Raw genomic sequence first — 14,103 nt, forward strand, 5'->3', positions numbered from 1 at the left:
CATAACCTTCCCATTAGTGGGAATAGTTAATCAGTCTACCGCCATGGTCTGAGTTACGTTTCTTGCAGTATCTCGTTTCGAGTCTTAGTAGTTGCAAGGAGACTTCCATGGCCCTCGAAATCACGCCGGGTCAGCTCCCGGTCGTCGCCGCGCAGTTGCACGCGGGCCGAGCCGGGTTGGAGGCCGTCGTAGAACCCGCGCGGGGTGCTATGTCCCCCGGTGCTGCGGCGACCGATTCCATCAGCACCTGGGTCGCCGAGCAGATGTCGCAATACTCGCCGGCTTTCCTCGGCGTCATCAGCGACTGGGGCGCACTGCATCGGGTCCTGGCAGACCAGCTCCCCGTGGTGGATGCCAATTATCAGAGCGCGGATCTGGCCGGCGGTAGCGAAATCGACCGTCAGGCCGCCAGTTTGCCTACGTAGGTAGCTCAGGAGTCGTTGCCATGCTGTTGCCTTTTGTCGATTTCAACGCGCTGACGCCCGAGGAGAACTCTTTGCGAATTCTGCCGACACAGGGATCCGGCCCACTACTTGCGGCCGCCATGGCGTATTCCGATGTCGCCGAAGCGTTGACGGCAGCGGGCGGCGCAGCCGATGGGTCCAAAGCCGCGATGATCGCGGCGTGGCCCAGTCCCTCGTCGGACACCGCACAACGGGCACTCGGTGATATAGCGGATTGGCCGAAGCAGCAATCGACGGTCGCGACCCGAGTAGCGAATGTGTCGGCGGATCTCGCCGTGGCCTATATGGAGGCATTGTCGGCGATGCCGCCGTATCCGGTGGTGGCCGGCAACCGGGTCGCCGCCGTGGGTTTGACCCTCACCAACGGGATGGGGCAGAACACCGCGGCGATCGCGGCGAACGAGGCCGCCTACTACCAGATGTGGGTCCAGGCCCAGGCGGTGATGTATAGGTATGCCGGAAGAGCGATTTCGGCGTTGTCCGCGTTACCGCCACAGACTCCGACACCACCGCCGATCGCCGGGGGTGCCGGTGATACGGCGACCGCCGGGACGATCTCGAGTGCGCTCGGTGGTCCTGGTGCGGGCGGTATGCCGTCCGGTGCGCCGTCGGCGCCGGGCGCCCCGGGCGGGGGCGGCGCTCCCATACCGGATCCGGGCGGATCCTCGGCGGACCCGTTCGGCTCGGGTGCGCCGGGCACGGACTTGCCGACGGAGATGTCGTCCACGGCAAACCCGGTCGATCAGTTGCCGGCCGACCCGATGGCGGCCAACGGCACTGAACTATCCGGCACGGCAGACGGTTACGGCTTTCAGGGCACGTCACCGACCTCACCGACGCTGGCGGGTTTGAACGGCGGCATGGGCAGCATGGTCACCCTCGGCATGTTCCGGGATGGCGCCGGCGGGATCGCCACGGCCGCCACCCGATTCCGGATACCCGCCAACTGGGTGGCTGGGCCGGGGTCGGCGTTCGGTGCGACACCCAGCAGCGCGGCAACCGGCGCTCCGATAGGTCGAGGCGCGGCGCCCAAGGGCGCGAGCGCACCGGTCGAGCGAATGTTGCGGCGCCGCCGCGACGACAGTGACAAGCCGGCCAAGGTTTTCACGCCTGGAACGTCGTCGGAGGTGCCGACGCTGGCTCAGCCTCCGGCGATCGGCGTGATCGAGTACGACGGCACCGAACCCGACGACGCACCCGATTCCGGATGGATCGGGCACGGAGTCATCGAAGGCGACCCTGGCGATCCGGGGCTCGTCTGATCACAGCGTCCCGGTGAACTGTCGCCGAGGCCGAAGATAAGTCCGACCCGCGAAAGGAACGCGAGATGGCGAACATAACGTTCACCGGAGACCCGCATGTAATGCAGGCATCCGCGAACAGCACTGCGGCTTGCCACGCCGAACTCGAAGGCCATTTGAGGGCACTGACCGGTGTCCAGGACGGGATGCAGGTGGCTCTCGTCAGTCCAGGTGCCGGTCAGGCCGTCAATACCGCACTGGGTAACGCGTATGTCGCGGGCAAGGCACTCAGCGGCTCGCTGCAAGAGATCATCGACACGCTGAGCCAATTCGGCGTCACCGTCGACGTCCAGGACACGGACGCGGCAAGCCGGGTCCACGCGGCCGCGGGCTCGGCCGGAATCCTGGGTGACACCGGAAGCGTCGCCCCCAGTGGGACGCCCGCAATTGATACCAGCTCGTGGGCTTAGCCCACACCAGAAAGGACCACGGTAATGAAATACGATTTCAACACCATTGATTTGCACGTCGCGGAACTCCACTCCGTCGTGAACGGTATGCAGTCGGATGTCACAAACGTCAACGCCCTGAAACAAAAACTGCTCACGGATCTTACCGGTGCGGGTGCCGCAGGTTATGAACAGATCATGGCGGCTCTGGACAACAAGTCGCAGATATACAATGACACGTTGAACAAGCTGCGACTTGCGATCGACGAAGCCGCGAAACATATGTCGCACACCGATAACGCCCAGCACGGAAAGTTCAACAGTATCAGGGTGTGACACGTGTATGCGGAATCCCGTGCGGGACAAGCGCATCGAACGACCACCTGTCGGGCGACGGCGCGATGACCGATCCCGTAGCCATCGACCTCAACGTAGATGCTGCGCTGGTACTGCAGGATATGGTCGGAATCGATGCATACCCTGCGGTATTGGCGGTGCTGCCCAACATCTATCAGTTGGCGGATCGGGATCGGGTACGCGCTGTCGTCCTGGATGAGCTCGCGACAGCGGGCATCGTCGAAGACGACCGCGTGCACCCGACGGTCGAGCGGTGGCTGCATTGCCTTTATCGTCCGGACGTCGAGCTGGTTGCCCGGATAGTCGCGCCCGGCCGCGAGGCGGAGCCGCTCGCGATGCTACGGCTTTCTCTCGTCCGGTGCGGCGAGTCGCATGTCATGGCCGTTCGGTGCGACGACCACATCGTCATCGAGTCGATCTTCCAGCCACCGGGTGCGCTGGACACCGTGACGGCCGCGCTGGCCGCCGCGCTCGGTCCATGGCCCGCACTGGAATTCGAGCCGATGACCGCGCTGCTCAGCCGATTCGCGCAGGTTCCGGCCGAACGCGAGGAGCGGCGGCAGGCACTGCTCGGGCTCGGCGCGACCGCGTATACCGCGGGTGTGCTCAGCCGGGTGCTCGACGAGATCGATCGCCGGGCCGAGGTGCTGATGATCGAACACCGGGACGGCAGTCTCGATGTGCCGGAGTTGTGCCTCAGCGTGCTGGACACCCGGGAGGGCCGGGTCATCGTGACGCCACGGGTGGCGATGGACGGAGCTGTGTGGTCTACCTACGCACCGGGCGACGACGCGGTATTGCGCGCGGGTGTCGCGGCGCTGGTGGAACTGCTGCCGGGCGGCAGCTGGTTCGACACCACCCGCACCGAGTGAGCGCTGCGGCGTAATTTCCGAGAGGACAACGAAAATGGAGCGAACCCCGCTTGTCAACGGCCGGCCCCCGGATACGGGCCGCAGCGGCTACGACGCGTATTTCGCGGACCAGGCCGAACCAGCCGCGGCCGCCGAGACGCCGAGCACCTCGCCGAGCCCAAGTGCGGAGAGCCCCGACTATTTCCGCCTCACCGATGCCGAAGTCACGGTGATCGGATCGCCGCCGGAAGCACCGCAACGACCCGCGGCACCGCAGCCGCCGGAGCCCGCGATCCGGCCCGAAACAGTGCTGCCGCCACAAACACCGCCGCAGGCGAATTCGCAGCAGCCCTATGTGGCAGCGCGAGCGGCGGATGTCCGGCCGCCGCAATTCGAGCAGCAGGCAGGATATTCCGAACAACCGGCCGGGTACTACGAGCAGACCGGATACGACGCCAACGCGGTGATCGCTACCCGCAACGGAGCATGGGGCCCGGCGCCCGCCGACCATCAGGCTGCCGTACCCGATCGCTACCGGCCCGCGGACCAGGGACCGGTACCCAGGATCGAAGTCCTGCCCGCGACGCTCAACTCGATGGACCTGCTGGCCGACCTGGCCGCGACCCGGCGCGTACAACTGCGCTCGACCACCGGAGTGCGCGGCGCGTTGAACAAGGTCGGCTTCAATCTCGGTCTCTCACCCGCCGAACAGCGCGCCGAACAGCGACGCGCCCGAATCCGGCGGCAGCTCACCACGACCTACCAGATCGCCGTGCTGAGCGTAAAGGGCGGCGTCGGCCGGACCACCACCGCCGCCGCACTCGGGTCGACCTTCGCCGAGCTCCGGCCGGACCGGGTGGCCGCCATCGATGCCAATCCGGACTTCGGTGATCTCGCCACTCGCACCTGCCGGCATCCCTATGGTCTGACCCTTCGCGATCTGGCGCGCTCGTCGGATGTCGACGCGTTCTCGGCGGTGCAGTCCTACGCCTCGATCAACGACTCCGATCTGGCCGTGCTGGCTTCGCCGTGGACCACCGAATCCAACGAGGCGCTCTCCGGCGGGGAGTATATGGCCGCGGCCGAGATCCTGCGCCGCCACTACAACTTGCTGCTCGTCGACTGCGGTACCGGTGTGCTCGACTCGGTGACCGGAACCGTGTTGCGTACCAGCGATTCCGTGCTCATCGTCACCCCGGCCACGGTCGGCGGGGTGACCGGCGCGGTGGCCACCCTCAACTGGCTCAACGCGCACGGCCTGTACCACCTGGCCGCACGGTCGATCATCGCGATCGTGCACCAGCGCCCGGACAAACCGCTGGTCGAGGTGGAGACGATCGAGAATCTGTTCGCCACCGTGCAGCGGCCCACCTGCGTCGTTCCCTACGACCCGCATCTCGCGGAGGGCGGCGAGATCGATCTTCGACTGCTGGACAGCGCGACGGGTCTGGCCTTCGAAGACATCGCCGCGGAGCTGTCCGACGCGTTCCCGAGCTATCTGCTCGGCGCCGAGGGCTCGGCTGACCGCGGTGGGTGGCGATGAGCACCGCGGTCGCGTCGCCGGGACAGTCGGCGGAGGTGGCGCGGGCCAGGATCGGGGTCCTGATCGCCGGCTACCAGGTGGACGTGGTGGTGCCGACGAAATTCACGATCGAGACCTTCATCGACGACTTGCTGGTGGTACTGGCCGAGGCGATCGATGACGCCGAGGTCGATTACGCGCCTCCGGTCGGTCAGTGGAGCCTGGCCCGTCCCGGCTCGGCGCCGCTGCCCCGTTGGCAGTCGCTGGCCGATCACCACATCGTCGACGGAACCGTGCTCATGCTGTCGGTCGTCGAGTCGGCGGAGGTGTTCAATCCGATAGTCGAAGACGTCACCGACGCGTTGGCCTTGATCAACGAACGCGAGTTCGCCGAGTACGACGCGCCCACCTCGGCGATCACCGGTTTGGTGGCGCTGTTCGCCGGCGCCGTCGTCGCCGCGACACTGCTGGCCTGGTCCTGGACCGATTCCGGATCGCTGCTGTACTGCGGGGTGCCCGCACTGCTGCTCGGCGCGATCTGCTGGGGTGGCGCGGTGTCGGCCTGGCGCCGGGCATCCGCGCCGCGACTGCACCTCGGCTTGGCACTGTGCTCAGTGCCTCTGCTCTTCGCCGGCGGTGCGATGCTGGTGCCGCCTGCCGATGGCGTACCCGGCTCGTTCGCCGCGGCCAACTTCGCGGCCGGAGCAGTGGTGGCCGCCACGGCCGCGGCCGTCATCATGCGGCTGACCGGGAACGGTATCGCGGTGCTGGTCGCGATCACCACGGGCGGTATCGCCCTTGCGCTGGCGGCGATTCCGTTGAGCTATACCGATGTGTCGCTGCACCAGGTATGTGGCGGCGTGTTGCTCGCCGGCCTGGTGCTGCTGACGGCCGCGCCTCGGCTCGCGGTGATCATGGCCCGGATCCAGCCACCCGACCTGCCGGATCCGGGCAGCGAGGTCACCCCGCCGACGCTCACCGACATCTTCGACGCGGAATCCGTTGCCGCGGAACAGGATCGCGACCAACCCGGCGCCGCGGACCGGCGCGCGAGGCTCGGCGACACCGGTATCGAGAGCCGCGCCCGGCGCGCGGTGGCCTCGTTGCGCGGGTTGATCTCGGCGACCGCCGTCCTGCTCGCGGGTGGGTCGGTGATCGCGGCGGCGACCGCGCCCGGCGGCGTGCGCGAGATCCTGGTGGCGGTGGCGGTGGCGGCCGTCCTGGTCATGCGGGCGCGGTGGTATCCGGATCGGGTTCAATCACTGGCCCTCATCGGCGCGGCGGGCGTGATCGTCGCCGGGCTCGGCGGTGTGCTGATCGGCGCGTATGACAGTGCGCCCGTCCGATTGATCGTCGTGGCCGCCGTAGTGGGCGCGGCCTGCGTCGGCTGCCTTGCCGCGACGCGTCTGGTCGGCAGGCGGCTGTCGCCGGTGACGCGACGGCTGATCGATCTGGTCGAGTACGCGCTGATTCTGGTCGTTCCGGTGCTCGCCTGCTGGATCGCCGGGATCTACACCGCCATGCGGAGCATGTGATGGTGCGCGCCCGCATCGTCGCGGTGGTGTGCGCCGCAACGGTTCTCGGCATCGGTGCGGTGCCGGCGGGCGCGGTCGAGCCACCCCGGATCGTCGCCGGTCCCGCCCCGGCGGATAGCCCGCCGGGCCCGGAGACGCCGACCAAACAGAACAAGGGGTGCCTGGCCTCCGGCGTGCTGCCCGGCTCCGACCTGGCCCGGACACCACCTGCCGAGATCGCGCTGGATCTGCCGCAGGCCCGTTCGCTCAGTCGCGGCGCCGGGGTGACCGTGGCGGTGCTGGACACGGGGGTGGCCCCCAATTCCCGGCTGCCGAATCTTCGTGCCGGTGGCGATTATGTGGTCGCCGGGGGAGACGGCCTGTCCGATTGCGACGCGCACGGCACGCTGATCGCCGGAATCATCGGCGGTAGCGCGGATCCGGCGGATGGTTTCAGCGGAGTCGCCCCGGACGCACAGCTGATCTCCATCCGGGTGCAGTCGGGCGCGTTCACCGCCGATCAACCGATAGCCGATGCCGCCCAACAGCTTTCGGCCGACGTCAGGATACTGGCGCGCGCGATCACGCATGCCGCCGAGCTCGGCGCGGGGATCATTACGATCGCCTTGCCGATCTGCGTGCCCGCCGAACTCGGCATCGACCAGGCGCCGCTCGCCGCGGCACTCGGCTACGCGGTGTATGGCCGGGGCGCGCTGGTCGTCGCCGGCGCCGGAAATAGCAACGGCCGAGGATGCGCACAGAATCCGGGCGCCGATCCGACGCAACCGCTCGACGACCGGAATTGGACCAACGTCAAGACGATCTCGGCACCCGCTTGGTTCGCACCCGCGGTGCTGGCCGTCGGATCGACCACCGCCACCGGAGTGCCGATGCCGGATTCGCTGGCCGGACCATGGGTGTCGATCGCCGCTCCCGGCACCGGCATCGAATCGCTCGGGCCGGGCGGCGGCGGCCTGATCAACGGTGTCGGCGAGCCGGACAAGCTCGTCCCGGTCGGCGGCGCCTCGTTCGCCGCCGCCTACGCGAGTGGCGTTGCCGCGCTGCTGCGTTCGCGTTTCCCGAACGAGACGCCGGCCGAGATCACCGCGCGCCTGCAAGCAGGTGCGCACGCTCCGGCCCGCGGCATCGATAACACAGTGGGCGCGGGTCTGATCGATCCGATGAACGCACTGAGCTATCGCACGCCGCCCGCGCCAACGGCCGGTACGCGCGCCGACCGCCCGGAAGTTCTGCGGATGCCATCACCGTCGCGTGCGCGCGATTCCAGGCCGGCTACAGCGGCCATCGGCGTCGGCCTCGGCGCGGTGCTGCTCGGCCTCGGCGCGATGTCGATGGGCCGCGTATTCCGGGAGCGCCGGTGAAGAAGCCGGACATTCGGCTCGGCTTCGACCGCGGTCCACTGGCCGCGGTGGTGCTAGTCGGCAGCCTGATCTCGGCCGGAACATCGGCACGACTGCCGTGGTGGGTCGGCCCGCTGGTTTCCGCCGCACTGATCGTCGCGGTGACCGTCGAGGTGAACGGGCGGACCGCATGGCGCTGGACCCTCGACTGGACCCGCTACCGATCCGGGCACGCGGCCCGCGCCGGCGCGCGAGCCGAAGCGCTACCCGAGGCCGCGGAGATCCGGGTCCCCGCAGGTGAGTGCGGTGTTCGGGCGATCGGATCGACACTGGTCGCGATGATCCAGCTGACTCCCAACCTGGACCTGCCGACGGTGATCGCCGACAACGTCATCTATACCGAGGACACGGTGTCGGTGGCCGCATTGCTTCCGCTGCTCGACCACTACGGCATCGCGGTCGATATCGACATCGTCACCACCGGCCAGCGAACCCGCCCGAGCGGCAACTACAGCATGCTCTACGACCAGATCGTGGGCCGGCACGCGATCGTCGGCAGCCGGGTGACCTGGTTGGTGGTGCGGCTGGATCAAGAGCGCAACCTGGCCGCGTTGGCGCGCCGCGGGCCGTGCGCGGTCTCGGCGCCTGCCGCGTTGGCGACGGCAGCGCATCGGATCGCCGGTCGGCTCCGCGAACGAGGGATCCTCGCCTACCCGTTGCCGCCCGCCGCGATGCGTGACGCGGTCCGGCTGCTGCACGAGGGCGTCGAGCTGGCCGATCTCGCGGAGAAGTGGGAGTGTCTCGAATCCTCGGCGCCGGGACGGTGCGTGACCACCTATGCGGTGGACTGGTCGCTGATCGGGGACAACGGGCTCGCCGACTGCTGGGCGTCGAGCCGCGGTCACACCACCCTGGTGGTGAGCTTGAGCCGGCGCGGACCCAGCGCCCTGGTCCGTTACGTCGGTCCGGCCGGGCAGCCGCGACCCCGGTATCTGCGGCCGTTGAACGGGCGGCAGTCGGCGGCGCTGCTGACCTCGCTGAGCGCGGGAGAACCGGTCTCGGTGTTCGCCGGGCACCGGCCGCGTGGCCGGGCGGGCACCGATCGACTGCTCGCCGATCTGCTGATCCCGATCGGCCCGAACGGCCAGATCCTCGGCTCGCTGGCCAGTCAGCCCCGGCATGCGCTCGCGCTGCCGCTGTTCGACCCGGCCCGCTACAACCCGCGCCGGCGGACCGTCGAGGTATGTGCGAAGTTGCCCGTCGCACAACAGATCCTGTTGCGGGCGATGGCGGTCGGCGCGGAGGTGGAAATCCATACGATACGGCCGAACAGCTGGCGAACGCTGGTCGCCGCGGTCGGCGACACGCGCTCGTTGCGGCTGGTGTCCGATCATCCATCGATCGATCCGTCGGTGGCCACGGTCGCCGTGTTCGACCATGTCTCGCCGCAGGTCTCGACCGCCCAGACCACCGTCATCATCAGCGACCCGGGCGGGCCGCACAGCGGTTCGGTAGACCTGGTGATCGATCAGGTGAGCGCGACGGCGGTCGATATCAATATGCCCATGCGTACGGTGCGGGTGGACCTGATCGAGCCGCGTGGGGAGAGCCGTTATTTCGACGCGCCGGCCGATCCGCCGGTCGTACCTGCCCCGATCAATGTCTACGCGACGACGCCGCACCGTAATGGTCGGTCCTTCAACACCCAGGTGGAGCGGTAATGTCTATTGGTGTGGTAGCGGAATCTCAGAGTAACGAGGTTATTGAACAGGACACTGCGGAAGGCCTGAGCCCCAAGCAGGCCGCGGCGGCGACCTTCTCCAGAAAACTGTCGGCCCTGATCGCCGAGTCGATCGTCTCCACCGGAGAAGGGGCGACGCGATCACTGACGCTCTACTCGCTCGCGCGACATCTGGAATTGGCGTATCCGGACGTGCCGGTATCCCAGTCCGGACTGTACCGGCTCATTCACGGTGATGCGATTCCGCGGCTCGACTTGATCATCGCGCTGGCTCGGGTATTCGACGTTCCGACGGAATACTTCGTCACCGACTAGGCCTACCGGCCGCTCGGACGGCACCGGAATTCAGCTCGAGCGGCCGGACTTTGCTGGGCTACTAGCCGGATCATCCCTGCGTGGCGGGGCGCTGCCGACGCACGTTCGCCGGCTGCTCGAGCTGTCGAGAATTCCCACACCAATATATGCGGACCGGCGCAGGCGGTCTTCCCAGCGGCGGGCAGTTGTCCTCGATAGCCTGCTGTGCGACTTGTAACCTTCTCCGGCAAGGGGGAGTGGGGCTGATTCTCTACTCGGTCAAGGAATTCGAGCTGATATGCGTCCGAAAACAGGATTGCGCAGTCTATTGTTCGCTGTGTTCTTCCGGCCTGCTGCGCTTGCCCTGGTGGCGGTATATACCGCGTTGCCCGGCCCGCTCTTGGCGGACTTTCCGGCGTCTTCCATAGTCTCTGTGCGCAATCACGATGCGCAGCACCTCACCTTAGCCGTACATTCCGGATCCATGAACATGGACATACCGGTCGATGTTCAGCTTGCCGCCGACGCCAGTGTGCCGCGGCCGGCCCTCTACTTACTGCTCGGCGCGGCCGCCGGTACCGATGGGGCCACGTGGTCGAGCAGGACCGATGCGCTCGAGTTCCTGGCCGACAAAAACGTCAACGTCGTGACCCCGCTGGGTGGGCGCGCCAGCTATTACGCGGATTGGGAGGTCGACGACAGCCGTTTCGGCAGGCAACGCTGGAAGACGTTCCTGACCGAGGAATTGCCGCCACTGCTGGACAATTTCCTGAAAACCAACGGCCGCAACGCGATAGCCGGGTATTCGATGTCGGCGACATCGGCGCTGTCGCTGGCCGCGACGACGCACGGCCGCTATTCCAGCGTGGCCGCCTACAGCGGATGTGCGCAGATCAGTGATCCGATCGGGCAAGAGTTCCTCCGCCTCACCCTGTCGGTCGAGCAGCAGCGAATGGCCGATATCGAAGAGATGTACGGCCCGGTCGGTGGTCCCCGCTGGGCGGAGAACGATCCATATGTGCAGGCCGAGGGGCTGCGCGGAAAATCGATCTACATCTCGAACGGCAGCGGGCTGCCCGGGGATTTCGATCAGCTCGGCGGGCAGTACACACTCCCCGGTCCGATCGGTTTCGCCAATCAGGTCCTCGTCGGTGGAGTGATCGAGTCCGCGGCGAACTACTGCGCGCACAACATGCAAGCACGATTGGCCCAGCTCGCCATCCCCGCGCGCTACAACTTCACCCCGCAGGGCACGCATTCGTGGGGTTATTGGCAAGAGGCGTTGAAGGATTCGTGGCCGATCCTGGCAGCGCCGTTAGGGCTGTGAATCGATGGGCGTGCTGTTACTCGTACCGCTCGGCTTCGTGTGCGGCGTGGTGGCCTCCACGGCGGGGTCGCCATCGCTGTTCTCGTTTCCGCTGCTGCTGGCAGCCGGATACCCGGCGGTGGCGGCGAATGTCACCAATACCGTCGGGATGGTGATGCCGACGACTCTCGGCGGGAGTCTCGGATATCGCGACAGACTACGGGAGGAGGGCCGCAGCGCTTGGGAACTGGCCTTGGCCGGCGGTCTCGGCGGCGGCCTCGGCGGTGGATTGCTGCTGCTGCTCGGCGAGCGGGTGTTCGAGGCCGTTATCCCGTCCCTGCTGATCGGGGCGGCGGTACTGGTCCTGGTGGGACCGTGGATAGTCCGGCGCGCGGCGCGGAGCGCGGAATCGGTGGATCGCCCGCGTATCGCTGTCGTCGTGACCTTTGTGCTCGGGATCTACGGCGGATACTTCGGAGCCGGTGTCGGCCCGCTGCTGGTTTCGAGCTACGTCATCACGTTCACCGGCGGCATCCAACGGTCCAACGCGCTGAAGGTCCTGGTCGTACTAGCGGTAAACATCACCGCGACAATGCTTTTCGCGCTGTTCGGGCCGGTGGATTGGCTTGCTGTCGCAGCACTCGGGGTGGCCGGCGTGGCCGGCGGTTATGTCGGGGCGCGTACCGCACGACGGATGCCCGACTCGCTGCTGCGCGCCGCGGTGGCAACCAGTGCGGCGATTGCCGCATCCCTGCAGATCCGATAGGCCATCGGCGCCGCAATTCCCAAGGGCGGTAAGCGTTTATCGTATTTCATGCAAGCGTTGATGCCCTGCACAGTTCAACGCTCGCATCGTCGGTTGACCGTCGGCGATCACGACTGGCAGAGAGCTTCCCCCCATCGGCTCTCTGCCAGTCTCGCCATCGACTATTCGCTCAATAGCGTTGTGCCGGTTCTGGAGTCGCCACCATTCGCGACCTTGCGCAGCTGGCGTGCGGCGACCGACAGTGCCTCCAGGCCGTAGTTGCCGGAGGCGAATATGTCACCGAGCGCGCCGGCCGCGCGGACAACCCGGGTCCGGTTGTTCAACTCCCAGTTGCCGATCGCCGCCGCGGGGCTGTCGGACGGGTCGGCCACCGTCAGCACATCGTGGGTCAGCAAGCGCACCGCGTCGTACAGATCGTCGCGAACCGCCAACCGGGCGAGCCCACGCCACCGGTCGCCATGCTCGAGCCGGTCGAGGGCGGACAGCAGCCGGTCTATCTTGAAGTGTTGCATGACCGCGCAATAGAGCGTGGCGACCGGTTCCGGGTCACGTTCACAACGCTGAGCTGTGTCGAGCACGTCCAGCAGCGGAAACAGGTAGATGAGCCGAAACACCCTCTCCGCCAATTCTTTCGGCGCGCCATGGCCGACCCACTTCGCGGCCCGATTACGGATTTCGTCCGCGGCATAGCCGGGCAGCCAGCGCGGACTCTGCTCCGCGAGCGCCCGCAGACCTTGCCGGTAGCGCGCGACCTCCGCTGCGGAGTCCGCAGGCCACTGCCGACTCAACAGCAACCGGCGCCCGGCCCGATCCACGGTCCGGCCCACTTCGAACTCGAAGGCATCCCGCGTGGTGACCGGAGCCGGGCACGTTCTGATATCCCGCCACAGGCCGCGTAGATCGAAGATCTCGACGGCGGCGTAGAAGGCGAGGACCGCTTCGCCGGTGCTGCTGCCGAGTTCCTCGGAAAGCCGGAATACGTAACTGATCCCGGCATTGTCGATCACATCGTTGACCACCATCGTGGTCACGATCTCGCGGCGCAACGGATGCCGGCGTATCGCCGCGCCGAATCTGGTGCGCAGCACCGAGGGAAAGTATTCGGGCAGCACCGATTCGAATTCCGGTCGATCCGGGAGGCCATTGGTTCGCAGGTCGGTCTCCAGCGACAGCTTCACGTGGGCCATCACGTTCGCCAATTCCGGTGAGGTGAGGCCGATTCCGTCCGCGGCGCGCCGGATCAGCTCGGCGTCGGACGGCAGCCCCTCCAGGTCCCGATCCACGCCGTAGCGCGCGGCGAGATCGGCGATCTGCCTGCGGTGCATGCCCAACATGACGGGTGCCTCGGCACGGCTCAGGCCGAGGCGGAGATTCTGCGAAATGTTCTTGGCCAGTACCAGTTCGGCGACCTCGTCGGTCATCTCGGCGAGTAACCGGTCACGCTCGGCCGGTTCCAGTGCTTCGCCGGATGGCATCGCGTCGAGCAGAATCTTGAGATTGACCTCGTGGTCGGAGCAGTCGACGCCGGCCGAGTTGTCCAGTGCGTCGGTATTGATCCGCCCGCCGTGCCTGCTGAATTCGACCCGCCCGAGCGCGGTGACGCCGAGATTGCCGCCTTCGCCGATCACTTTCGCGCGCATGCGGTTCGCGTCCACCCGTACCGCGTCATTGGACTTGTCGCCGACGTCGGCATGCGACTCCGACGACGCCTTGACGTAGGTCCCGATGCCGCCGTTCCAGAGCAGGTCTGCCGGTGCGGTGAGAATCGCCGCGATCATCTCGGGCGGTGACAGCGTGGCTGCTCCGTCGTCGATGCCGAGGGCGGCCCGAACCTCGGGAGAAACCGGAATCGCCTTCGCGGATCGCTCGTACACGCCACCGCCGGTGCTGATCAGGGTGGGGTCGTAGTCGAGCCAGGACGATCGCGGCAGGCCGAACATTCGCCGGCGCTCCGCGAACGAGCGCACCGTGTCCGGATTCGGATCGAGGAAGATGTGCCGGTGGTCGAAGGCGGCGAGCAGGCGAATGTGCTCGGACAGCAGCATGCCGTTGCCGAAGACGTCACCGCTCATGTCGCCGATGCCGACGACCGTGAAATCCACACTCCGCGTGTCGATGTCCATCTCCGCGAAGTGGCGTTCGACGCTCTTCCACGCGCCCTTCGCGGTGATGCCCATCGCCTTGTGGTCGTAGCCGAGCGACCCGCCGGAGGCGAACGCGTCACCGAGCCAGAAGTG

The 14,103-nt window shown here is 67.1% G+C and carries 13 protein-coding genes; 12 read left to right on the plus strand and 1 reads right to left on the minus strand.

Annotation, left to right across the window (positions count from 1 at the left end; genetic code table 11):
* The first annotated feature begins 107 nt into the window (after positions 1-107).
* The 12 genes from F3087_RS40310 to F3087_RS40365 all read left to right on the plus strand — a co-directional run bounded on the left by F3087_RS40310 (position 108) and on the right by F3087_RS40365 (position 11,866).
* Positions 108-425, plus strand: a complete 318-nt coding sequence (locus F3087_RS40310; protein ID WP_150407437.1) for a PE domain-containing protein — start codon at positions 108-110, stop codon at positions 423-425.
* A gap of 20 nt (positions 426-445) precedes the next feature.
* Positions 446-1,726, plus strand: coding sequence for a PPE family protein (locus F3087_RS47250; RefSeq protein WP_150407438.1), 1,281 nt, complete (start codon positions 446-448; stop codon positions 1,724-1,726).
* Between the two features lie 65 nt (positions 1,727-1,791).
* Positions 1,792-2,175 (plus strand): hypothetical protein, encoded by a 384-nt coding sequence (locus F3087_RS40320; protein ID WP_150407439.1) that lies wholly within the window; start codon positions 1,792-1,794, stop codon positions 2,173-2,175.
* Positions 2,176-2,199: 24 nt separating this feature from the next.
* Positions 2,200-2,490, plus strand: coding sequence for a WXG100 family type VII secretion target (locus tag F3087_RS40325; RefSeq protein WP_150407440.1), 291 nt, complete (start codon positions 2,200-2,202; stop codon positions 2,488-2,490).
* Between the two features lie 65 nt (positions 2,491-2,555).
* A complete protein-coding gene (locus F3087_RS40330; protein ID WP_150407441.1) occupies positions 2,556-3,383 on the plus strand; it encodes an ESX secretion-associated protein EspG in 828 nt (275 codons plus the stop codon).
* A 34-nt stretch (positions 3,384-3,417) separates the two neighbouring features.
* The gene (locus F3087_RS40335) at positions 3,418-4,905 is read left to right on the plus strand and encodes a MinD/ParA family ATP-binding protein (protein ID WP_150407442.1); all 1,488 of its coding nucleotides are present in this window, start codon (positions 3,418-3,420) and stop codon (positions 4,903-4,905) included.
* Positions 4,902-6,419, plus strand: coding sequence for a type VII secretion integral membrane protein EccD (eccD, locus tag F3087_RS40340; RefSeq protein ID WP_150407443.1), 1,518 nt, complete (start codon positions 4,902-4,904; stop codon positions 6,417-6,419). The genes F3087_RS40335 and eccD overlap by 4 nt, the downstream gene beginning before the upstream one ends.
* Positions 6,419-7,780, plus strand: coding sequence for a type VII secretion-associated serine protease mycosin (gene mycP, locus F3087_RS40345; RefSeq protein ID WP_150407444.1), 1,362 nt, complete (start codon positions 6,419-6,421; stop codon positions 7,778-7,780). Before eccD ends, mycP begins: the two co-directional genes overlap by 1 nt.
* Positions 7,777-9,480 carry a type VII secretion protein EccE gene (eccE, locus tag F3087_RS40350; RefSeq protein ID WP_223885716.1) on the plus strand — a complete coding sequence of 568 codons (1,704 nt, stop codon included), beginning with the start codon at positions 7,777-7,779 and terminating at the stop codon, positions 9,478-9,480. The genes mycP and eccE overlap by 4 nt, the downstream gene beginning before the upstream one ends.
* Complete coding sequence (locus tag F3087_RS40355; RefSeq protein WP_150407445.1) at positions 9,480-9,815, plus strand: helix-turn-helix domain-containing protein; 336 nt, start codon at positions 9,480-9,482, stop codon at positions 9,813-9,815. The genes eccE and F3087_RS40355 overlap by 1 nt, the downstream gene beginning before the upstream one ends.
* 277 nt (positions 9,816-10,092) lie before the next feature.
* Entirely contained in the window at positions 10,093-11,121 is a 1,029-nt protein-coding gene (locus tag F3087_RS40360; protein ID WP_150407446.1) for an alpha/beta hydrolase, read from the plus strand.
* Between the two features lie 4 nt (positions 11,122-11,125).
* Positions 11,126-11,866 (plus strand): sulfite exporter TauE/SafE family protein, encoded by a 741-nt coding sequence (locus F3087_RS40365; protein WP_150407447.1) that lies wholly within the window; start codon positions 11,126-11,128, stop codon positions 11,864-11,866.
* Positions 11,867-12,027: 161 nt separating this feature from the next.
* Here F3087_RS40365 and F3087_RS40370 read toward each other — a convergent pair.
* Positions 12,028-14,103, minus strand: a 2,076-nt coding sequence (locus tag F3087_RS40370; RefSeq protein WP_150407448.1) for an NAD-glutamate dehydrogenase domain-containing protein, incomplete at its 5' end; no start/stop codon positions are given.

This window comes from Nocardia colli (assembly GCF_008704205.1).
GTDB classification, from domain to species: domain Bacteria; phylum Actinomycetota; class Actinomycetes; order Mycobacteriales; family Mycobacteriaceae; genus Nocardia; species Nocardia colli.

Coding starts and splice junctions, on each gene's coding strand:
- F3087_RS40310 (WP_150407437.1), top strand. CDS start 108: ATGGCCCTCGAAATCACGCCGGGTCAGCTCCCGGTCGTCGCCGCGCAG.
- F3087_RS47250 (WP_150407438.1), top strand. CDS start 446: ATGCTGTTGCCTTTTGTCGATTTCAACGCGCTGACGCCCGAGGAGAAC.
- F3087_RS40320 (WP_150407439.1), top strand. CDS start 1,792: ATGGCGAACATAACGTTCACCGGAGACCCGCATGTAATGCAGGCATCC.
- F3087_RS40325 (WP_150407440.1), top strand. CDS start 2,200: ATGAAATACGATTTCAACACCATTGATTTGCACGTCGCGGAACTCCAC.
- F3087_RS40330 (WP_150407441.1), top strand. CDS start 2,556: ATGACCGATCCCGTAGCCATCGACCTCAACGTAGATGCTGCGCTGGTA.
- F3087_RS40335 (WP_150407442.1), top strand. CDS start 3,418: ATGGAGCGAACCCCGCTTGTCAACGGCCGGCCCCCGGATACGGGCCGC.
- eccD (WP_150407443.1), top strand. CDS start 4,902: ATGAGCACCGCGGTCGCGTCGCCGGGACAGTCGGCGGAGGTGGCGCGG.
- mycP (WP_150407444.1), top strand. CDS start 6,419: ATGGTGCGCGCCCGCATCGTCGCGGTGGTGTGCGCCGCAACGGTTCTC.
- F3087_RS40355 (WP_150407445.1), top strand. CDS start 9,480: ATGTCTATTGGTGTGGTAGCGGAATCTCAGAGTAACGAGGTTATTGAA.
- F3087_RS40360 (WP_150407446.1), top strand. CDS start 10,093: ATGCGTCCGAAAACAGGATTGCGCAGTCTATTGTTCGCTGTGTTCTTC.
- F3087_RS40365 (WP_150407447.1), top strand. CDS start 11,126: ATGGGCGTGCTGTTACTCGTACCGCTCGGCTTCGTGTGCGGCGTGGTG.